At 59.3% G+C, this 20,156-nt stretch carries 18 protein-coding genes; 7 read left to right on the top strand and 11 right to left on the bottom strand.

Annotated elements, in window-relative coordinates; all coding sequences use genetic code 11:
* Positions 1 to 107 precede the first annotated feature (107 nt).
* The 7 genes from ACVILL_RS37290 to ACVILL_RS37260 form a co-directional block, all read right to left on the bottom strand.
* Complete coding sequence (locus ACVILL_RS37290; RefSeq protein WP_456733584.1) at positions 108 to 1,574, bottom strand: AAA family ATPase; 1,467 nt, start codon at positions 1,572 to 1,574, stop codon at positions 108 to 110.
* Entirely contained in the window at positions 1,492 to 2,229 is a 738-nt protein-coding gene (locus tag ACVILL_RS37285) for a hypothetical protein (RefSeq protein WP_456733583.1), read from the bottom strand. The genes ACVILL_RS37290 and ACVILL_RS37285 overlap by 83 nt, the downstream gene beginning before the upstream one ends.
* A gap of 237 nt (positions 2,230 to 2,466) precedes the next feature.
* Positions 2,467 to 3,057, bottom strand: coding sequence for a hypothetical protein (locus tag ACVILL_RS37280; RefSeq protein ID WP_456733582.1), 591 nt, complete (start codon positions 3,055 to 3,057; stop codon positions 2,467 to 2,469).
* 659 nt (positions 3,058 to 3,716) lie between these two features.
* Positions 3,717 to 4,322 carry a Uma2 family endonuclease gene (locus ACVILL_RS37275; protein WP_456733581.1) on the bottom strand — a complete coding sequence of 202 codons (606 nt, stop codon included), beginning with the start codon at positions 4,320 to 4,322 and terminating at the stop codon, positions 3,717 to 3,719.
* A gap of 120 nt (positions 4,323 to 4,442) precedes the next feature.
* A complete protein-coding gene (locus ACVILL_RS37270) occupies positions 4,443 to 4,724 on the bottom strand; it encodes a BrnA antitoxin family protein (RefSeq protein ID WP_456733580.1) in 282 nt (93 codons plus the stop codon).
* Positions 4,705 to 4,965 (bottom strand): BrnT family toxin, encoded by a 261-nt coding sequence (locus tag ACVILL_RS37265; protein ID WP_456733579.1) that lies wholly within the window; start codon positions 4,963 to 4,965, stop codon positions 4,705 to 4,707. The genes ACVILL_RS37270 and ACVILL_RS37265 overlap by 20 nt, the downstream gene beginning before the upstream one ends.
* A 251-nt stretch (positions 4,966 to 5,216) precedes the next feature.
* Positions 5,217 to 5,552 carry a helix-turn-helix domain-containing protein gene (locus tag ACVILL_RS37260; RefSeq protein WP_456733578.1) on the bottom strand — a complete coding sequence of 112 codons (336 nt, stop codon included), beginning with the start codon at positions 5,550 to 5,552 and terminating at the stop codon, positions 5,217 to 5,219.
* A 426-nt stretch (positions 5,553 to 5,978) separates the two neighbouring features.
* Between ACVILL_RS37260 and istA the strand changes: the two genes are divergently transcribed.
* The 7 genes from istA to ACVILL_RS37225 all read left to right on the top strand — a co-directional run bounded on the left by istA (position 5,979) and on the right by ACVILL_RS37225 (position 15,058).
* A complete protein-coding gene (gene istA / locus ACVILL_RS37255) occupies positions 5,979 to 7,499 on the top strand; it encodes an IS21 family transposase (protein ID WP_456727992.1) in 1,521 nt (506 codons plus the stop codon).
* A gap of 14 nt (positions 7,500 to 7,513) precedes the next feature.
* Entirely contained in the window at positions 7,514 to 8,275 is a 762-nt protein-coding gene (istB, locus tag ACVILL_RS37250) for an IS21-like element helper ATPase IstB (protein WP_456727991.1), read from the top strand.
* A 466-nt stretch (positions 8,276 to 8,741) separates the two neighbouring features.
* Positions 8,742 to 9,071 (top strand): helix-turn-helix domain-containing transcriptional regulator, encoded by a 330-nt coding sequence (locus ACVILL_RS37245; RefSeq protein WP_456733577.1) that lies wholly within the window; start codon positions 8,742 to 8,744, stop codon positions 9,069 to 9,071.
* 509 nt (positions 9,072 to 9,580) lie between these two features.
* On the top strand, positions 9,581 to 10,630 hold the full coding sequence (locus tag ACVILL_RS37240) for a hypothetical protein (RefSeq protein WP_456733576.1): 1,050 nt from the start codon (positions 9,581 to 9,583) through the stop codon (positions 10,628 to 10,630).
* Positions 10,631 to 10,636: 6 nt separating this feature from the next.
* Positions 10,637 to 13,525 (top strand): hypothetical protein, encoded by a 2,889-nt coding sequence (locus tag ACVILL_RS37235; RefSeq protein ID WP_456733575.1) that lies wholly within the window; start codon positions 10,637 to 10,639, stop codon positions 13,523 to 13,525.
* Positions 13,526 to 14,644: a trypsin-like peptidase domain-containing protein gene (locus ACVILL_RS37230; protein ID WP_456733574.1), complete on the top strand. Its 1,119-nt coding sequence runs from the start codon at positions 13,526 to 13,528 to the stop codon at positions 14,642 to 14,644. It abuts the gene before it with no gap.
* A gap of 27 nt (positions 14,645 to 14,671) precedes the next feature.
* Entirely contained in the window at positions 14,672 to 15,058 is a 387-nt protein-coding gene (locus tag ACVILL_RS37225) for a YidB family protein (RefSeq protein ID WP_456733573.1), read from the top strand.
* Here the strand turns inward: ACVILL_RS37225 and ACVILL_RS37220 are convergent, their stop codons facing one another.
* The 4 genes from ACVILL_RS37220 to ACVILL_RS37205 all read right to left on the bottom strand — a co-directional run bounded on the left by ACVILL_RS37220 (position 15,059) and on the right by ACVILL_RS37205 (position 20,155).
* On the bottom strand, positions 15,059 to 16,102 hold the full coding sequence (locus tag ACVILL_RS37220) for a DNA/RNA non-specific endonuclease (RefSeq protein WP_456733572.1): 1,044 nt from the start codon (positions 16,100 to 16,102) through the stop codon (positions 15,059 to 15,061).
* A complete protein-coding gene (locus ACVILL_RS37215; protein WP_456733571.1) occupies positions 16,080 to 17,069 on the bottom strand; it encodes a trypsin-like serine peptidase in 990 nt (329 codons plus the stop codon). Before ACVILL_RS37215 ends, ACVILL_RS37220 begins: the two co-directional genes overlap by 23 nt.
* Before the next feature lie 108 nt (positions 17,070 to 17,177).
* Complete coding sequence (locus ACVILL_RS37210) at positions 17,178 to 18,107, bottom strand: hypothetical protein (protein WP_456733570.1); 930 nt, start codon at positions 18,105 to 18,107, stop codon at positions 17,178 to 17,180.
* A gap of 95 nt (positions 18,108 to 18,202) precedes the next feature.
* Complete coding sequence (locus ACVILL_RS37205; RefSeq protein ID WP_456733569.1) at positions 18,203 to 20,155, bottom strand: ORC-CDC6 family AAA ATPase; 1,953 nt, start codon at positions 20,153 to 20,155, stop codon at positions 18,203 to 18,205.
* Position 20,156 lies beyond the last annotated feature (1 nt).

The raw sequence follows: 20,156 nt of genomic DNA, 5'->3' as shown, positions 1-20,156 counted from the left end.
AGGTGATTGTCACTGCGACGAGCGGATTTAGCCGCCCGATATCTCGGCGTTCGTCAGGAGAGTTATGTGCCGGGCAAGAGCACGCGACGTGGGAGCAGGATGTTTCGTCAAGAAAGACCGGCAGGTTGCGGCGACCGACAGCCATTTTGCATGATTGGCTCTGTCTTTCGCTGTCGCAAGGGATGTGCTTTCAACACCTCGTCGATCGCAGCGCGATCCAGGTAGCTCTTCGCCTCCAACCGTTGTGCCACAGCCTCGACGGATGCGCGATTCTCCGTCACCAGTTCGCGCGCCTGCGCGAGGCAGCGATCGAGGCGCTTTACGATCAGGGCCAGAATGGACGAGTCGTGCATCAACATTTCAGCTGCTTGATCGGAGAAATGTGCGACGCCGAGTGCTCCGAATCCGAAACGGAGCTCGAGATCAACGGCCGCACGCGTCGCGAGCGAGAAATCGCTATCTTCGCCGTGGCCAGCTCCAACTGTTGCCTTGTGGACGCCCAAGATGACCTCCTCCGCGGCGCGTCCCGCTAGGAGCGCCGTGATGCAGTTTTCGATTCCGATCCGGGTCTGCAAATTTGCCCAAGAGAGTCTCATGCGTGTGCTGGCACCGCGATCGAGAATCGTCAGCGCCTGCGGCTCGAACACGGCGAGAGCCAAGCCGACAACGAGGTGGCCCGCTTCGTGCACTGAAAGCGTCCGCCGGAGATCATCGGGCAGTCCGTCGCGCCCCGACCTTACCTCGTGCAGCACGTCTTCGACCACAAGATCGCGCTTGGCTCGTCGGGCACGTGATTTCGCGCGCCGGACCCACGCCTCGACGTCGGCACCCGTTTTGCCAGCAGCGGCGAGCGCGATGGGCGTCAAATCCTGATTCGGGAGGAGATCGGGTCCGAGGTGAAATCGAAAGATGGTCGCGAGCGTCTCGTTGTCGGGTAACGGGATTTCGATCATCCGATCGAGGCGTCCCGCGCGCCGCACAGCAGCGTCAACGTGGTCGGGATGGTTGGTCGCCCCGATCACCACAACTCCGGCCCGCTCCTCGATCCCAGCCAGCAATTCGAGCAGCAAGTTTACGATCTGAGTCCAGTACTCCTTGTATTCGGCAGTAAGGCTGGCCCGATCCGAAATCCCGTCGAGCTCATCAATGAAGAGGATACACGGCGCGAGTTGGCGCGCCTGCGAAAACGAGTTTTTGATCGCCCCGAGCGTACCAGAGAGGTAGGCCGCCGAGTTCCAGTCGGCGACGGACGTGCTGACTAGAGGCACATCTGCGGACTTGGCGAGTGCTCGCGCGTATTGCGTCTTGCCAACGCCCGGTGGCCCGACCAGCAGCAGGCCCTTCTCAATGCAGCTCCAGTCGAGCCGACCGGCCCGATACTCGCGCAGATCAACAAGGTTGAGCCCCCATTCGCGTGCCTCGCCATAGCCGGCCAGTTCTTCAAGGCACGGCCCGTCATGAGTGAAGAAACTCTTCGTCGAGATGATCCGTTCAAGCCGTTTCAGGCAGTCGTCCGGGCTGCGATCGGCGCGGACCGAGAGGGCGAGGGTCCGAGATGTCGATCGCGCGCACAAGTTGTTCGTCCGGCGCGGCGTGCGGCCGCTTTCCGGTCACGGCTTCGATCACGAGGACAATCGCGGACGCGTCGAGCTGGTTCAGGGCAAGGTTGTACTCCGCGGCGCGAAGCAAGTCGCGGGGCAGGTGCCGGCGAGGGTCCGGCGCGACGCCGAAGATCGGGGCACGGGCGTGCAGGGCGTCGGCAACGATGACATTTCCCCTGTCCGGTCGATGCTCGCTGAACGTCCCGTCCCGACAGAGCAGCAGGACCGGGCGACCGTAGCTATGTTTGTCGAACGACCGCTCATCAAGCACTTTTGCTTCACTGCCGAATGCGCAGGTTTTCAGGACTTGTCTGACGAGGGAGGTCAACTCGGCGCGGTGCGTGGCGAACGATACTACAGGACAGCCACGACGCAGTTCGCGTGTCAGCCCGTCAACCTCCTCGATAGTGCGGGCGACCAGGATCGCGACCGCGGCGAGATCCGCTCGGATCGACGTCCGTCCGATAGAATCGGGCGTGGTTGCCAAGTCGTCGATCAGCTTCTCGATGGGGTCGTCCCGATCGGCGTTACGCAGAAGCGGCCCGCTGTTCGCGCCGGCTTCAGTTGCCAACATGTCGAGGTAGGCGCGTCCGAGCAGGTCGCGTGGGCGTGATAAGTGCGGGTTCATTTCGTTACTCCGTCGGTATGTATGGCTTGGGCAGGCACGAGCTACGGGCGGCGCCATGGCGATCGCGCCCGCGCTGGTTCTTATCGACATTCGATGAGTTTGCAGCTCGGTCCCGGGACACATCGCGGGCTTTCGGTTCGCCCGGCGACGTAGGCGGCGCCGGGCGATTGACGCTTGCTGCCGCAGGCGTCGAAGTGTGTCAGTTCCGTTGACGTGCCCGACGCAAGATGTTCCGCTCTAACGAGCGCGCACGATGGTGCGCGAACCCAAGGGCACATCCTTGATGTCGAGATCGACGAGTGCTTCGCATGCAAGTGCGCAGACGGCCGAGATGATGTCACACGTCGGGCGAGCGCGCTCCTCCAGTTCGAGGATTGATTGCGGTCCGTCCTCGGCGAGCGCCGCCGCAATCTTCAGTCTGTTGTGCACGGATACCGGAAAGCGATTATTGTACCAGATTGCACGTGCGTTGGAACACAGCGGCTCACACCTGATGTCGGCAGCGTCTCGTTCAAGTAACCGCAGTCCATTGGAGTCGAGAAGTGCGGCCAGACGGACTTGCTGCTCGCCGGCTTTGTCTGACCGCGTTACGCAGACGGCAAGCAGGAAATCGCCGTCTATCCGTTCAAGCACGACGCTCTTCACCGTGGGCGGCGTACCATATGGGTTCGGAGCCTTCCGATAGTGAATCGCGCGAACCGCCGGGTCAAGGCTCGCTTGGAGGAGCGCGTCACGTTGAAGCTCACTGTAGACGGGAATTGCTGCTTTGCATTTTGAGTTCGTGAAGAACGTTGAGACAGTTTTGCGAGAGATTTGATTGCCGTGCATGATGTGATGTCCTGACCACGTTGTAGGAAGGAGTTGCCGTGATCGGGACGGTGATGATCGATGAACATATCTGGCTCCGCGTCTGATTTGAATTCAGAAGTGCGCTGGTTCCGTTTGCGCAAAGACGGTCGTCTGCGGCGCGGTGTGGATCCGCGCAGCTCGCTTGCTCTGGACGAGCGCTCCGCCAGCAACGAGTGGATCGCCTGGGAGCTATAAGGTGCGTTGGATCGGCGAGGGGGCCTTGGCATCCGGTGTTCTGCCGGGTGCGGTACGTACGACGAGAGCTAAAGTAGAATGCTACGCTCAGCGAGGCTTCGTCGAAGGGGTGGGCGGTGACCCTATACGTTATAGCGTGTCATAAGAATGCGCCGAAGATATGGCGCAATCGGGCCTCACTTCGCATCGCGGGGGAATGGCTGCGGCGTGTGTAAAGTAGTTCCCCCACAAGTACGTCCCTTAGTCGGGGTAAAGTGGGTCCCCAATCTGAAACAGAAAAGCCCCACCAGCGATGGAGGCTGTTTGTTTCTGATGTCGCGGGTCGAGGAGGAACGTCGACCGGGCCTATGTCCGCTTTCTCTCCACGAGCCGTCAGTGCATTGCAGGCGCTGCCTGGCCTCGGAAGCGTAGCTGGAACCAATTGTGTCGACGCAAGTGGCGAGTCAACGGTTGGTGTGTTCGTTTCTTGCGACTTGGAGACGCGGTCGAGGCGTCACCTTAAGCGTATCGTAGATGTCGTTCAACATGATGGTCGTTCCCAACGCAGGGAGCGGAATTGGGACGTCAAATGCTTCAAACGTCTCCTTGATCCAGGTTCCATCTTTCTGCCGTCGGTGAACTTTAACGAGGGCAAACTCGGACTCAATCTGCAAGACGGTGTCGACGCTCTCCACGCCTTGGTATTCTTGCAACTTTGCCCCGTAGTCGAAGACGGCGGTGCCCGGTGAAGAGACGTCAACGATGATTGTTGGTGTGGAGGCTGTCATTGCCGAAGCATTGGCAGGGCCGCGGTCTACCACGACGTCCGGATATCGCACCGAATCCGGCCCCGTGCGGACGGCCGTATCATTCGATGTGGTGCGACAGCCCTTGCGCTTTCCGGCAGGGACAAAGGCAGTCTGAACGTTGCTGCAGATGACGTTATGCCCTTCGTTGGCGCCGGCCACGGCATAGGCTATGCCGCTTACGAGCTCGTAGCGGACCTCGCTGCCTGAAATGGCATCGAAAAATTCATCAATCGAGAGCTTCTCCTGCTTGAGAATACCCATAACGACACACCAGACGTTCGCCGCGTGTAATATAAGCCGCTCGAGTTGATAGGAAAGACCAACAGCGACGGGCAAGCTCGTAGTGGTTACGAGTACGACTCCCGTATTTGTTGCGTCCGACTATCCGGCCTTTCGCTTGACGATCTTCACAAGCGCTTCGTCAATTCTGCTCTGCCAATTGGGGCCGCCGGCCTTGAAATGATCTAGGACAACGGGGCTGAGCCTCAGCGAAACTAGCTTCTTCGTCGGCGCCTTATTGGGGCCGCGGCCTTTGCGCATCGTTGGGAAGACCTCATCGAAGGCTTTTGCCTTTGCAAAGTCACTCTTGGTCCATTCCGGGTTATCGCTTACAGCACGCATATCTCTGGCCGTATAGCGCTTCTTAGCGACGGTTCGCTTCATAGAGCTCCCTTTCTGTCTTACTGGCGGGACGCACGCTGATGATGCTGACGGCTTCCTTGCCGTATACCGCGAAGATCACCGAAATGACGCCGCGAATGTTCACGCCGATTGCGCGATAACGGTCTCGCTTGGCTTGCAGGACGATGGCAGTATCGAAGAACTTCTCGTTGAGATCAGCGAAATCCATCCCGTGTTTGTCGAGATTGGCGAGCCGTTTTGGTTCGTCCCAGATGATCTTCACGGATTATTTTGTAGCTACAAAATGGTTCGACGTCAAGGGTGAGAAATGGCCGTGTCTGTGGTGGGACAGCGGCGTTCAATTTGAGTGACGCACTTTGCGCAGCAGGCACCGTTTCGCTGTCAACGCGCCAGGGCGTGCGTGTGGGATCTAAACGGGTTAGAGGGAGCCTGGGAAACGTACTTTGCCCGTCGCTGCACCCAAACGCCGCTGATCGCTTCGAGCGTACGACCGAACGCATAAGCGGCGAACGACTAATCGCGGTTCCGACGACTAGGATCTTGGTTGGGGGTTCCATCGAGCAGGTCCGTCAGGCTGACACTCAGCGCTACTGCGATCTTCAAAAGTGAGTCGATGGTTACGTTTGCTTCACCACGCTCGATTTGGCTGACAAGCGCTTGGCGAACTCCGGCCTGGTTGGCCAGATCGCGTTGGCTCATTCGGGATGTCTGGCGTAGGTCTCTAACCCTGCGAGCCAGTGTGTCGCGCAGTTCGGACTGGGTTCTGAGAAAGGACTCAGACACTGCCACGGCTGCTCCAGGAATCCTTGCGTGCAGCTTGCGCGATAGGGCGGGCGGGCATTGTGCCATTTTAGGTGGAGCTCCGCCATGTTATTCGGGGGCAAGGATTCGATAGCTGACCAAGCAGTGCCGAGTTGGGACGAACGGGCCGATGATATTCAACACTCTGTCGGTTCGGCGCCGCGCCGAGTAGAAGTCCGTCCCCAGCTTCTCTGCGAACGTTCATACCCACAAGCTAAGGTGCGTCGAGCGATCGCTGTGGGCATGGTCTGCCCTCGCTTTCCGAGGCCAGGATGCGTAATCCGAAGCAAGCCGGCCACTGATTCCGACGCAACCCGGCCACCGATTCCGACGGAAGTCGGCCACCGATTCCGATCGAAGCCGGCCACCCTGTTGAGACCGGCCTGACGCTCTCGAAGACGGCGATCGAATCGCGGACCAGCCCCCCTTTGCGGCCGAGCAAGGGGAGGTCTGATGCCCGCCGAGAGAGCGCCGATGCGGAAGGTTCGAGAAGTTTTGAGACTGCGGCACGCCCTTGGCGTGAGCGAGCGGCAGATCGCCGTCACCGTCGGCATCAGCCGATCGACGGTTGGCGAGTATCTGCGGCGGGCTGCCGTGATCGGCATCACCTGGCCGGTGCCGGAAGGGATGGACGACGGCGAGCTCGAGCGCCGGCTGTTCACGCCGCCGACATTCGAGGAGAAGCCGGCGCGGCCGTTGCCCGACTGGACGGCGGTGCACCGGGAGCTGAAGCGGCGCAGCGTGACGCTGCTCTTGCTGTGGGAGGAATATCGCGCGGAGCACGCGGACGGCTATGGCTACAGCCGGTTCTGCGATCTCTACCGGAAATGGAGCGAGACGATCTCGCCGACCATGCGGCAGGCGCATGGGCCTGGAGAGAAGCTGTTCGTCGACTTCGCGGGCGACACGGTGCCGGTGTTCGACGCCGCTACCGGCGCGCAGCGGCTGGCCCATGTCTTTGTCGCCGTGCTGGGAGCATCCAACTACACCTTTGCCGAGGCGCGCTGGTCGGAGGGGTTGGCTGACTGGATTGCGGTGCACGTCAATGCTTTGCGGGCGATCGGCGGCGTGCCGAAGGCGATCGTCTGCGACAATCTGAAATCCGGCGTCACCGCCACCTGTCGCTATGAGCCGGGCATCAACCGCACCTACCAGGAGCTGGCCCAGCATTACGGCACCGCGATCCTGCCCACGCGTCCGCGCAAGCCGCGCGACAAGGCGAAGGTGGAAGTGGCGGTGCAAATCGTCCAGCGGTTTGTGCTGGCGAGGCTGCGGAACCAGCGCTTCTTCTCGCTTGACGAACTCAACGCGGCAATCCGCGAGGCGATCGCCGACCTCAACGCCAAGATCATGCGCAAGCTCGGCGTGAGCCGCAATGAGCTGTTCGCGCAGATCGACAAGCCGGCGCTCAAAGCCCTACCGCCGATGCCGTATCAGTATGCCGAGTGGAAGAAGTGCCGGGTCGCGCCCGACTATCACGTCGAGCTCGCCGGTCACTACTACTCGGTGCCCTCACGTCTGATCCGCGAAGAGCTCGAGGCGCGCATAACCGACAGGACGATCGAGATCCTGCACAAGGGCATCCGGGTGGCCAGCCACGCCCGCTCTGACGTGCCCCATCGCCACACCACGATCCCGGAGCACATGCCGAGCGCGCACCGGCGCTATGCCGAATGGACGCCGGCGCGGATCAAACGAGAAGCCGCCAAGATCGGCCCCGCCACGATCGCTCTCGTCGAGGCGATCATGAGAGCCAAGCCACACCCCGAGCAGGGCTTCCGGGCTTGTCTCGGCATTCTGCGGCTCGCACGCAGCTACGGCTCGGCCCGCATCGAGGCCGCCTGCCAGCGCGGCAACGACATCGGCGCGACCACCTACGGCTCGATCAAGTCGATCCTGCAGCACGGGCTCGATCGCGCCTACGCGAATGAACAGCCGCCGGACGGGCCACCAATCCGACACGGCAACATCCGCGGCACCGATTACTACCACTGAAGAAAGGAGAGACGATGTTGACACATCCCACTCACGAGCGCCTCGTCGCGCTCGGGCTCAATGGCATGGCGAAGGCCCTCGACGAACAGCAACGACAGCCTGACATCGCCGCGCTGGCCTTCGAGGAGCGCCTCGCGCTGCTCGTCGACCGCGAGGCGACCGAGCGCGAGAACAAGCGCCTGGTCGCCCGGTTGCGGTTCGCAAGCCTCCGGCAAAACGCCGTCGTCGAGGATATCGACATGAAGGCGCCGCGCGGACTCGACAAGCCGCTGTTCCAAAAGCTCGTCGCCGGCGAGTGGATCGACCGGCATCAAAACCTGCTCATCATCGGCCCGACCGGCGTCGGCAAGAGCTGGATTGCTTGCGCCTTGGGCCACAAGGCCTGCCGGGACAACCGCTCCGTGCTCTATCAACGGCTGCCGCGGCTGTTTGAGGCGCTCGCCCTCGCGCGGGGCGACGGCCGCCATGCTCGCCTCCTCAGGACCCTGGCGCGCGTGGAACTCCTGATCCTTGACGACTGGGGGCTTGCCTCGATGACGGCCGAGCAACAACGCGACCTGCTGGAGATGATGGAGGATCGCCATGGCCGCGGCTCAACCGTGGTGACAAGCCAGCTCCCGGTCGAGCATTGGCATGAACTCATCGGCAACCCAACCATTGCCGACGCCATCCTCGATCGCCTCGTGCACAACGCCCACAGGCTCACCCTCAAGGGCGAGAGCCTGCGCAAAGCCGCCGCCAAGCGTCAGACGCTTGACGACGAGGCCGCCAACTGACCTGATGACGACGTCGTCGCGAGAGCCCGCCTCGGCAGGCGGCCGGGATCATCGGAATCCCCGGCCGGCTTCCATCGGTACAGGCGGCCGGCTTCGCTCGGAATCCACGGCCGACTTCATCGGAATGCGCAGCCAGGAAGGGTACGTGCCGTACTGTGAGCCTTCCTGATCGATAGGCTCGTCTAATCCCTCCGGTTTTTGACGAGAAGCCAGCGGACCCGAGTCGTTAACCGTTGGTAAATTGGTTGGAAGATTTGGCAGGCGGCGTTTTAGGCGACTCACGATATGCCGTCTCTGCACTGTCTGGGATGAGGCCTGTCGATCATGGTGGTCCAAGAACCAATGAAAAGCCGCACGGCGGGAGCGCGATGCGTCGCCTATACGGTTGTCGCAGGCTCGATGCTTGCGAGCATGGCTTTGGTGCTCGTTCGAGCGTTACCTGCCTTAATGCACGGATTCGGTTGAGATGAGTTCGGCCGGACTGCGTCAGGCCGGCGCTGCCGCTACAGGAGCTGGCCCGCTTTTGGTGAATCGTTACTTGAACAGGGAATCCAGCCGGGACACGCCGCTCCTTCGCACGCCGGAGGCGGGTGCGGACTATTTGAATAATGCTCTCGCCGATGGCGATCCCGCCGAAGTCCGTGACGCCCTCAATCTCGTTGCCCGAGCATTGGGCATGAGCGAGGTCACGAAGGCCGCCGGTGTGACCAGAAGGGGGCTTCGCACGGTGTTCGGAAATTTGCGCGAGTTGCTCATCGTTGCGCGCGACGTCTGTTCTCTGTCGAACGTCGCGTAGACCTCAACGGCGTACGCGTTGCTGCAGAGGTGGTGCGGCCTGCGACGAAGTATCGATCCGGCTGATTGCGCTTGTTCAGGGTTGGGTTTATTTCGGCCAGGCAATCTGACGCACTTGGGTTTATCCAAGTCGATGCGAGGAGCGACCTAGGGTAGCATATTAAAATGCCGTTTATTTCTGCGGATCAATACGAAAGATAGCTTTTCACGTTGGACCCGGACAGTATGATTGCCACCGCACGTTGTGGTAATATCCGCTGTGATCTTTTTCAACCCGGGTATTCGGGCTAATGGATTGATTTTACTACGTCTTATCAAGGTTTGGGGCGACTCGTGAGATATTTGCCCGAGCGATCTGAGCCGATAGCGGGCGGAATCGGGGCAAAGGGGCTGGTCTATGGGCTGTTGGTTGACATGGCGCGGCCTCGCGCCGTGCGTCGGTGCAGCGGCGCGCGCTGGAGAACTCGCGTGCCGGTGGAGCGTGCCCGTTCGATTTCGAGACGGGTTTGCATGCTGACGGTGGATGAGCACGAATACATTCGGGAGCAGCTTTATATCAGGGTCGGGGGCGTGGGGTCGGTCAGGGCGACCCTGGCTGGCGCCCTGCCGGTGCGTCTCCGTATAAAGCTGCCGGACTCGTTGCTGCCCGAAGGGCTCGTGGCGGAAGCGATACAAATCTGCGTCACGGACGATCGGTCCGACACGCCTCCGGCAATCTGCTTCTTCCTGCGTCAAATGTTTCCGACGGACGCTCGCATCAAGCTGATCATTGCGAAGATCGAGCAGACCCCGCTAGATACCACGGCCGGGGCAGACCCTTTTGCGGCGAAGGTGCTTTTCAATAGGATACCGTTCTTGGGGCGCCTCGTGGCGCGCGGGTATCTGCGGGCGCTATTGGAAGATATGCCTCAACAGCCCATTGTCGTCATCAATGGACCGCATGATAGCGGCAAGACCTACACCACCGAGTTCGTAAAGCACATTCGCTGGTTTCATAAGGGCATATTGCCGTGCCACATCCGGGTCGAAAAAGGGCAGGGTGAATCCATCGGAGCGGGCGAACTCGCCCGAGATCTGACGACCTTGCTGTCAGGCGACATTGCCGCACTGCCGCGGAAAGAGGATACTAATGCGTCGCGGTGGCCACAGGAACTGGCCAACCAGATTGTCTCGTTCGCCACAAGAACTCAGCACAAGTGCTGGCTTATTCTGGATGGCTTCAACGATGTGGAGCTCGAAAAGAGCCCTGAAACAAGGCAGCTTATTGCAAGTCTTTCGCACGTGCTTACATCAGGAACAGCTCAGAAACTTCACCGGCTTGTCCTCCTGGACTTTACTGCCGCAAATCTGCTCAATCCCGTCGGCACGCTGGCGATCGAGAACATTCCCGCTCTTCCGCTTTCGTTTGTCGAAGAGTTCGTGAGGGAGGTGGCGGCATCGAAGTTGCCGGATGACATTCAGCTCCTGATCGCGTCAGTAACGCAGGGACTTCCCGACCCGGTGGTAGATCTTACTGAGCTTGGACGCCGGTTGACCGACTTGATACAACTCATCGGATAACTCGCCATGCAGTCGGAAAAGCTTTCGACTTCCCAGATACTGGCCGAACTCGACCGCAGAATGAAGCTGAGGGCAACCGAGCGTCCCCCAAACGCCGTTCTGCCATATTTGCTCTCCGCTTCGGTACTTCATGTTTTCCAGCCCGCGAACTTGAAGCCGTGGCTTGGACTGTCGATGCCCATCGATCCGTTGCAGGCGGTCTTTGACTTCACGATGCCAGCGATCGGATATCGTCATCTTCGGCTGCGGAGCCTGAAGCCGGAGATCAGACGACCGGCACTGTGGTGGCTGTGGCAATTCGGCGAACGCCGCGCGATGAGAGATGTGCTGAACTTGAATGAGAGAATTCCGACCGAGGTTCAGAGAATGTTCGAGCGCTGGATAGACGAGCGTTCGTTTGACATCTCCTCATTCAACTCCGACGAACTGCGTGCGCTTGGACAACTCTATGACTGGGGCCTTGCCGAGCACGGCGGGTTGCCCGAGCGCGGGCACTTCGATCGGTTCGTAAGGCGACGATCGGCCGTCTCACTCTTCGAGCACATGGTCGATGACACCTTCGTCGGCCGCGAGGGCGAGCTTCAGACGCTTCGCAACTATGTTGGCGTGGTGGCGCCGTCGATCTGGGAACGATTGCGTGCTTTCGTGGGGCTGGAGCCGCAGCCGCCGCTCGTGATCTGGGGCCCCGGAGGTATTGGAAAAACTGCTCTCGTAGGCAAGTTTCTTCTCGAACACGTCGATGCGCCGAAAGCAGGCTGGTTTCCGTTCGCGTACATGACGTTCGACTCGGAGACGATGAATATACGCGAGCCGTTTACGATCCTCATCGCAGCCGCCGGCCAGCTAGAGTATCAGATATCCGAGGGACCGTTTGGAAGTGCAGCGCGAGCAGCGATTTCCGGATTCCGTAAGCAAGTGAGTCGGTATCGGGGCCGGCGCGTCGATCTCAAGCGCAGAGCCGGCCGAACCATGAATCGCGGTGCCGTTCTTTCCGCGGCCGAGCGTAATCTGTATGAAGCTTTTGGGGCGATGCTTCGGGAGATCGCGCAGACCGCGGGCGCAGAGCAGGGCGCGTCGAGGGTGCCTGTGCTCCTGGTTTTTGACAGTTTCGAGGAGGTCTACTACCGAAATCGCGAGGAGTTGCTCGGCTTCTGGAGAATGCTGGAGGCGGTCCAGAGAAGTTTTCCTCTCCTGCGCATAGTGATCGCTGGACGTGCCCAACCTCGCCCAAGCTGGATCGGCAACTCGAAGATACTCGAGCAGCCGCTGGACACCTTAAGCCCGCCTGATGCGCAGCGACTGCTACTCAAGCTTGGTGTCCAGGACGCCGCCGTTGCACAAGCGATAGTCAAGCAGGTCGGCGGAAGTCCGCTGACGCTGCGGCTGGCGGCCCGCGTGGCACAAACCGAAGACGCCTCCGACGGAATCAAGGGATTGGAGACTAAGCGCTTCTGGCTTTTCAACGTGGCACAAAGCATCGTGCAGGGGCAGCTGTATCGGCGAATACTGGATCACATCCATGATCCGGACGTGCGAGCCCTGGCCCATCCCGGGATGGTGCTGCGACGGATTACTTGCGGAGTGATTAGGGAGGTTCTCGCGCCCGTTTGCGGTTTGGGAAAGATAAGTCGCGAACGCGCGGAAGAACTGTTCGAGTGTTTGCGACTTGAACATGGGCTGGTCAGCATCGATGGCGATAATTCACTGAAGTACCGAGAGGAGGTCCGGAAACCGGTACTGGTCCTTTTAATGAATGACAAACCTGACCGGGTAAGGGCTCTGCAGGAAGCTGCTGTGCGGTACTACGAGGGCAGATCGGAGCTCGTCGATCGAGCGGAAGAGATCTACAATCGGCTGATGCTTAAGCAGCCGGAATGGCAAGTCGCAGAGCGATGGCAGTCCGGTGTGGAGGCTTTGCTTGCGTCGACCGTGACCGAACTACCCATCGAGCAGCAAATTTGGCTCGCCTCGAGAATGAGTATCGAGCTCCCTGCCGAGACGTACGAGCTTGCCGACCAAGCGAATTGGGAAAGACTCATTGGTCGCAAGGCGCTGGAGGCGTTCCGGTATGCGGGCCCCAGGGAGACTATCGAAACGCTAAGGAAGCGCACGGAACGTAGCTCTGAGAGCCCGCTTTTCGCTATCGAAGCTCGCGCTTGGCTGGCTCTCGAACAGCCGCGGGAAGCGGCTGCACTCCTCGACCGCGCACTCAACAATTATCCCACACTTGGAAATCCAGGGAGATTGGCAGAGCTGCTGTGGTTTAGGGCGCAGGCGGCTCTTCGATTGGCGAAGGAGGACGAAGCCTACGCGTTTCTCGAGAGATTGGTTGTGTTGTCGAGCACGCTTCCATCGCCACTGACGAGCATCCAGGCGCTTTGCGAAATATTCACCGTTTCACTGGCCGCGGATCCGACCGGAACCGCTCTAGCCGAGCAGAAGCGATCGCTCGCGTTCAGAATGACAGGTTTGGCCGATGTGGATATCCAGAAGGAGAAAGATCTTCTGCGCCTGGCTCTTGTTCGTCTCGGGACCGACTTTCCGACCACAATCTCCCAGATCGCGCCCCGTGTCGCTGATCAGTTTATCGATCTCTGGAAGAATGGAGAAATTAGCTCGTCGGAAATCATGAGCAAGCTGGCACAATACCCTGAACTGCCGGGATATCTGTCCGTTGACACAGGCAGGTTCTCTTCGTCGCAAGACGAATTCCTTGAGCACGCGATCTGGCAGATCGTCGAAATGGTCGAACGAAGCGAGGTGCCCGAATTCGAACGACTTCTTCTCGACATTTTCGCTACTGAAGGAGCGTCCTTGTCAGGTGCGGGTTTGGCCGGTCTGGATACATACCGTGAGCCGTGGGAGCTCGAGGCTGCTTCCGAGATGGTGTCCTGAATGCCTTTCGAGTATTTCAACCAGGACAGGCTCATCGAGATCGCCGAAGCTGTTATCACCTCGGTCGGCTACGAAGGCGCTACGCGCTCCGCCTTGATGACGGGCATCGTACCGCTTTTCGTTGCAGCGTTGCCTGGTTCCCTGCCGGTGCCACCGATGCAGTCGATATCTCTGGACCTTGGCGTGCTGAATTCCACCAATCGTCTGACGGATGGCACAGTTCCTCTAAAGATATGGCTGCGTAACGCGGCTCGATTTTCAGGTGGCAAGGCCGAAGCCGAACCGCTGCGTGCTGCTCTCGAGGAGATTGAGATTTTGTCGACGGGGGCTCCCCGTCTGAACGTGACCGGTGTCGCAGAGCTACGGGAAGTCGTGGTGCATCATGACGACATGGTGCCTCACGAATATATGCGTGCGGGTCTTGCCGCCGCCAATGCGGTCGCGAAGCTGTCGGTTATCCGTTACGCCAACGGGAAACCCGAACTCGGCGATACGGGAGAACCACTGATCTACCTTGGTACAGGCTGGCTGATCGACAAGGCTCTTCTATTGACCAACCATCATGTTGTGAACGCACGGGACGATAGCGAACGCGACGCTGCTGAGGCGGATTTGCACGAGCAAGCAGCCTCGACCACAGCCTTGTTCGACTACAATTCTGACGCATCGTCGGGGCACCCGGTCGCCGTTAAGGAGCTGGTCGCGTGGGATCCGAAGCTCGACTATGCGCTTCTCCGTATTGAAGCTGTCGAGCGGGACCCACTACAAATCGGGGAGGCGCTTGCTCCGGTAGATAATACCCGGGTAAATCTAGCTCTGAACATCATCCAGCATCCGGATGGTAGGCCAAAAAAATTCGCTATAAGAAACAATCTGTTAACCGCTGCTACAGACACTGAGCTGAGGTATTTCACGGATACCCTTGGAGGGTCCTCCGGATCGCCGGTATTGGATGACCGCTGGCGGGTGGTGGGCCTCCATCGGGGAGCCACGCGAGTTCGTGATGTGAAATTCAACGGCCAGAGCGTTGCGTACGTGAATGTGGGTAGCCAACTGAGCGCAATCAAACGTGATCTGTTGCTGCGGTACGCTGGTCACATTCCGGAGTTGGGTATATGAATCCAAGTCCGCGCTGAGAGAACGAATATGGCAGTTTTCGACGATTTTGGCGGCACGTTCAAAGGTCTGCTCGGTCAGGTGGACGAGCGTGGGATTCCTGATCTCTTGGAGCCGGTTCTCAATAAGTCCTCGATTGGTGGTCTGCAGGGGCTTGTGAACCGCTTGGAGACGCAGGGGTTTGCTGACCGCGTCCAGGGATGGGCGAACCATGGAAGGTCGTCGCCGATCTCGGCCTTGGAGATCGGGTCGGCTCTCAAGGCGGAGGAGGTCGGCCAGATCGCGCGTGCGGTTGGGCTGCCAGCGGAATCGACCCTCACGCTTCTTGCGGACAACCTGCCGGCGGCAGTGGATGCTGCGACGCAGAGTGGCAATGTCGTGGTTCACGGCGTCCGAAACGTCGCCAAGGCGATTTGATCAGCGCAGGAACCGTACCTGCTCGAGCGTATCGAGTTCGATACCCTCGGAGCCGAAGCCCTCTTCGGCTCCGAGTAGGGGATCCAGTCTTGCCAGATTGTCGAAGCGGATGCCGCTGCGCTTCTCGATGGAGGCAATAGAGACTTGGACGGACGTCGAGAGCTGCGGAGAGACGAAGTATCCGAAGACATACTCCTTGTCGGAGACAAACGTCGTTTCTTGGTTCATTTCGTATCCGGTCGCGCAGAGTTCGTCTGTTTCGTCGTGAACGAACGCGATCACCTTCCAAAAGGCGCGCGGGACCCTAATTCCGAATTTCTCCGGATCGTCTTCCCGTAGGTACGGACCGGTAAACACGGAAATTCTCATCTTGTCCTCTCGCGCATGATCTAGTGCGTGGTCCTCGAGAGCCAGCCAGATCGGGGAGTTGAATTTCTGCATCTGGGGTGTTGTGTTCGTGACATGCATGGAGTCCTCGTTGCCGCGCCTTGCCGTTTTGGCGCTGCCCCAGCCCGGATCTTCGCGTCTGGTCATGTGACCGCGGCTGAACCTCGGCGGATTTCCGTAGCACTCGTTCATGATCTGCTGCGACTTCGGTATCCGCGGATCCCATTTCCAGCCGGCGCGGCCATTCTTCTTCGACTGCTTCCCGTCAATGTTCACGGCACTGTAGAAACACAAGCGACGACTCTGGCTCATGACGACCGAAAAGTGCTCGTAACGAAGAACGGTCTCCGGACCCTCCTTGCCTGCAAATCTAAGCACGTCGTCTGAGAATTCACGTACATCCGGCAGTGCCACCGCGAACTTTCGCCCCAGAAAGTCTGCCTCATACCCTTTTCTATCGTCGTAGTCCGCAACCACCGCTTCGTCACCCGCGATGTCGCCATGGTCGGCCGCGGGCCTCGCGGTATTTCGCGTCGTCGCCGGATCACCGACGTCCACCGATACAGTGACTTTCAGCGGGATCGTGAGACTGACCGACGACGTAACGCGTTGGACCTTGGAAACGGACCCAACATTAAACGCTCGCTGGCGCGGCAAGTTCGAGCCGCTTCCGGCCGGCGTGCACGTCGGAGACTATCCGTTTTACGATGTCAGATCGGACGGCATAGTTTGTCCTGAGGAAGCTGCCGCTGAAGTGGAGGCCCAGCGCTTGACCGCTGTCGAGGTCGAGAACAACCGACCCCGAGCTTCCTCCGAGTGTGGTGCAGTTGTGCAATAGGTTGACCTCTTCAACCCGCGTGACGGCCCCGGGCGCAAGCCGCTTCTTGTCATACACGCCGTCGAAGATGCGGTTCATGAGGTCCAGCTCGGGAATCCGGCTGTCATAAGCGGGGTAGCCGATGGTCGCTACATGCTGGGCAGCGACCGGCCTGGCGGCAAGCTCGATGGGCAGCGCGAGCTCGTGATCGCCGCTCGTGAGCTCAACCTCAAACAAGGCGAGGTCGGGGCCTGCCTCGCCTTCCACATGCACTGGCCTTACGAGACTGAAGAGCAGGGTGTCCCGCCTGTCGATCTCCTGCAGAAAATCTACGCCCGCGGCGATGGGGCCATCCATCCCGGTCCTAAAGACGAAACCATCCCCTTTGCGCCTGGTAAATTCCTCTGCCACGTGTCGGTTCGTGACGATCAGGTTTTCGTCGACGAGCCATCCTGTGCCGACCCAGTCGAGCCTGCCACCCTTCAGGTCGATGCGGCCTACCGCCCGGCTGGCTCGTTCGAGAAAATCGTTTGCCCGCGTCAGGATGGGCTCCCAGACCTCGCTTTCTGCTCGTTCCCTGATGTCGGCAAGCCGGGGCTTATTGTCTTGGATTGCAAGGACTGGTCGCTCACGTCGCAAGATGATGCTTTCCCGCTGAATCTGGCGCTCGACGATTGCTGGCGATCCTCCGGTTTCCCTAATGACCGGTGAGCGGTCCGCGCACTCGGTATCGAGATCGCGATCGCTCCCCTTGATCGATGCGTTGAAGGCCTTCAATCGGGTGAGCTGCTCCTCGTTCGTCGTCATGCTGCTGCTTTCCTCCAACGGGTCCGACGGAAGAATGGCGAAGAGCCAGGGCTCACGCAAGCCGGAGTTGTATCCAGGATAAAACGTCGCAGCCAGGCCGCGAGAGGATCACGCGATCTGATAGAGCTTGTTGGAATTGAATTTGATGCAATAGGCCTGAATGTCCATCAGACCATCGTGCTGAATTCTTATCCCGGTCGAATAGTCGGACATGTATCGCTTCGGCTGTGCGTAGTAGACAGGCACTCGGGTCTTACCGGCATCTCTGGCCGCCAGAGCGAACAAGCACATCGCAAGCGACATCGGCTTCGGGCCATAGGGGGCAAGCGCGGAGGTAAGTAGTCCGTTCTCCGTCATGCTGCACAGGGCGTCGAAGATCTGAGGGCAGTCGTGCATATGAAGCTGAATACGGTCGAGCGACTTGTTGCCGCGTTCCTTCGTCATGTCGTCGATAGTTTTAACGAAGGCCCAATTGCGCTGAAAGCCGGGCGGCCCGGGCGGAAACGGAAAGAGCAGCCTTATTCTGTCGGGTTTCACCTGGTTGAAGAGAGACGTTAGTCCGAGTGGCTCAAAGCCTATGCCGACCGCCAGAACATCGTGCGACGTGAAACCGTCTGTTTCGTAGTAGCCCGGAAGGACGCGAATGGGTTCGGCGTTCTCGGCCAGTACCGGCCCATACCCTGCGGGCGAAGCGTAAGTTACGACTACGTTCTGTGTCCTCGGATCGTCGAGCAGGAGTTGTATCAGCGCGAAAAACCATCGTTTCGGCATCGCCGATATATCGAGGATCACGTTCGGAATGTTGCGACTAAGACATTCGTCGACTTGGGCCTGGATGACGTCAAGTTCGCAAAGCAACGGCAGAGACGGTATATCTTGGGCTGTCAAGCCGGACGCCAATAGCTCTAAGCGGTATGCCCCTGCCAATCGTTCGAAAGCCGGCTCGTCCACGGGGTCGGGATCGTGGATGCAAAAGAACCGTCCCGCGCTGACCTTGTCCTTTGCGTACCGCAGCGTAGCTAGCGAGCGCTCCTCCACGGAGTTGCATCCAATGAGATACCAGCTATCTTTCTTAATGCGCGGCAGGAGCCAGTCGATTGGCCCCCACGGGCGGAATACGCTTCCGGGTATCATCAGGCGTCCCTTGCGAAGAACGAGAGCTGTTCAGGAGCCGACCTTGGCTTGATGCCAGCATCCTTCATCCAGTCCGCGACCTCTGCCGCTGACACGTATTTGGGCTCCTTGAGCCTCTTGTAGGGAAGCTTGAATTGGGGGCAGAGGATGGGATTGAGGTACCACTTCCGACGGCTGCGACGATCCTTTTCCTTTGTGGTGTGCCGCAGCATCAGCAGATTTCCGTAGTCAGTCAATTCCTCCAGAAAGTCCCTAACATCGGGCGCGCGCTCGAGGTCTTCATCCGCGACGGAAAAACCGTTGTGTCCAGGGTTGCTCAGCTTTTGATTGGAGAGGAGGGTGGCGCTGAACTTGTCCGCGATGCCGCGGACAAAACGCAGCCGTTCGCTGCTGCGTCCGGTCTCTTGCGAAATCTTCTTGAGCCAATATTGGCTTGCTTGCAGGACACCGACAGCTTGGGCATCAGGCTCAATTTCCTTGAGTTCGACCCTTTCGGCATCGCCACTTCCGATCTGCAGCCACATGTCCCAGATGATTTGGCAAATGCTCATGAAGATGAGGATATTGCCGCCGCTGAGATCGATGACTTCGCTGCGGCCGCACCAGAATGGCCGTTGAGCACATCGCCCGGCTATTTGAAGAAGCGCAAGATCGATACGCTCTTTCTTCCACCATTGATGGCTCTTGTCGTTCCAAGGCTCCTCGAGAATGTTTGCAATGATGCCCTTCTGCAGGATCCAAGCCTCGCCGAGGCGAGCCGATAGCGGACTGTTTTGCGCAAGACTCTTTAGGTCTGTACGGACAGACGGTGGCCAGGTCTCGAGCGGACGCACGGCCCTCGATCGGTTTTTGCCGCCGTATCGAAGCCCCTTCTGCTCAGGGGTCAGACCATCACCGAACACCACGTGTAGGAGGGCCGCTCCATCGTCGGATTTTGTCAGATCCGCATAACGAAGACGCCGCGCGAACACGTCTGCGGCGAACTTGGGGAATATCCAGTTCTTCGCGTTCTCGTCACGCCTGAGCTTCTCGTCCAGATCGATGAACTTGTAGTCGCGCTCCTCCTCTAGTTTCGCCTGGACACCAAAAATTTTGGCGTGGCTGTGCCACGCGTGCCCCCGGGTGCCTATACGATACGAGACGAAGCGATCACGTTTTGCGAGCGCGCGATTTATCACCGCCCGGTAGTCGATTGTGGAGTCGGGTCCATAGGTGATGTTTGCTAGCTCTTCGTACTGATCAATATGCACGAACACGTTCGTGCGCTCTCCGATGATCTCGGTTTCGATCATGCATCGAACGAGCGCCGATATCGGGTCACCGATTGCGGTCTTCGTCTCGCGGATCTCCTGTTTGAACTCCTGGTCGTTCATGTGAAGGAAGCTCCGGTACGAATTTATCCGGAGGCGCATCCTAGACTCGATGTCTGCGAGGTCTGTGCAATCTCTCAGGTATCCCTCCCAGACGTCGTCGCGGCAGATCGCCTTCGCCAGCGCGCGCTGGTGCTGGTTGTCGAACCTGATCCCGACTTCCGCTGCTGTAGGCTCCGCCCTCGCCAGTCTGCGCAAGGACGAAAGCAAATCCAGCGTAATGGAATAGTTGACGAAGTCGCCGAAAAGCAGGGCAACTTCGGCTTCCTCTCCGGCGAACTTTCGGTAGCCGAAATCAATCGCATTGCTGTGGGCGAGGTTAATCCCGGCTCCTATGAAGTTGCGCATTCGTTTTGCGACGGGAAAATCCTTGCTACCTTCTGCGTAGGCCAGTCGTATGTCCGGCTTCAGAAGACTAAGTAGCATGCTTTTGCCACTGCCCTGGACACCCGTGACGACTATGTTTCCCGGCAGAAAAAGGGCCTCTGCGAACTCGACCAGGAACGGACTGAAGATGGTGACGTACTCTTCGCTGGAGAGCCGGTCGCCGACGTAGAGTTCGAAGAATGGGTTCGAAGCCATG

This window comes from Bradyrhizobium sp. USDA 3364 (assembly GCF_054056355.1).
This window is presented reverse-complemented; position numbering and strand designations above follow the sequence as displayed.

Excerpts from the sequence above, each read along its gene's own strand:
- ACVILL_RS37285 (WP_456733583.1), bottom strand. The coding sequence starts at position 2,229 with ATGAACCCGCACTTATCACGCCCACGCGACCTGCTCGGACGCGCCTAC.
- ACVILL_RS37280 (WP_456733582.1), bottom strand. The coding sequence starts at position 3,057 with ATGCACGGCAATCAAATCTCTCGCAAAACTGTCTCAACGTTCTTCACG.
- ACVILL_RS37275 (WP_456733581.1), bottom strand. The coding sequence starts at position 4,322 with ATGGGTATTCTCAAGCAGGAGAAGCTCTCGATTGATGAATTTTTCGAT.
- ACVILL_RS37270 (WP_456733580.1), bottom strand. The coding sequence starts at position 4,724 with ATGAAGCGAACCGTCGCTAAGAAGCGCTATACGGCCAGAGATATGCGT.
- ACVILL_RS37260 (WP_456733578.1), bottom strand. The coding sequence starts at position 5,552 with ATGGCACAATGCCCGCCCGCCCTATCGCGCAAGCTGCACGCAAGGATT.
- istA (WP_456727992.1), top strand. The coding sequence starts at position 5,979 with ATGCGGAAGGTTCGAGAAGTTTTGAGACTGCGGCACGCCCTTGGCGTG.
- istB (WP_456727991.1), top strand. The coding sequence starts at position 7,514 with ATGTTGACACATCCCACTCACGAGCGCCTCGTCGCGCTCGGGCTCAAT.
- ACVILL_RS37245 (WP_456733577.1), top strand. The coding sequence starts at position 8,742 with ATGAGTTCGGCCGGACTGCGTCAGGCCGGCGCTGCCGCTACAGGAGCT.
- ACVILL_RS37240 (WP_456733576.1), top strand. The coding sequence starts at position 9,581 with ATGCTGACGGTGGATGAGCACGAATACATTCGGGAGCAGCTTTATATC.
- ACVILL_RS37235 (WP_456733575.1), top strand. The coding sequence starts at position 10,637 with ATGCAGTCGGAAAAGCTTTCGACTTCCCAGATACTGGCCGAACTCGAC.
- ACVILL_RS37230 (WP_456733574.1), top strand. The coding sequence starts at position 13,526 with ATGCCTTTCGAGTATTTCAACCAGGACAGGCTCATCGAGATCGCCGAA.
- ACVILL_RS37225 (WP_456733573.1), top strand. The coding sequence starts at position 14,672 with ATGGCAGTTTTCGACGATTTTGGCGGCACGTTCAAAGGTCTGCTCGGT.
- ACVILL_RS37215 (WP_456733571.1), bottom strand. The coding sequence starts at position 17,069 with ATGACGACGAACGAGGAGCAGCTCACCCGATTGAAGGCCTTCAACGCA.
- ACVILL_RS37205 (WP_456733569.1), bottom strand. The coding sequence starts at position 20,155 with ATGGCTTCGAACCCATTCTTCGAACTCTACGTCGGCGACCGGCTCTCC.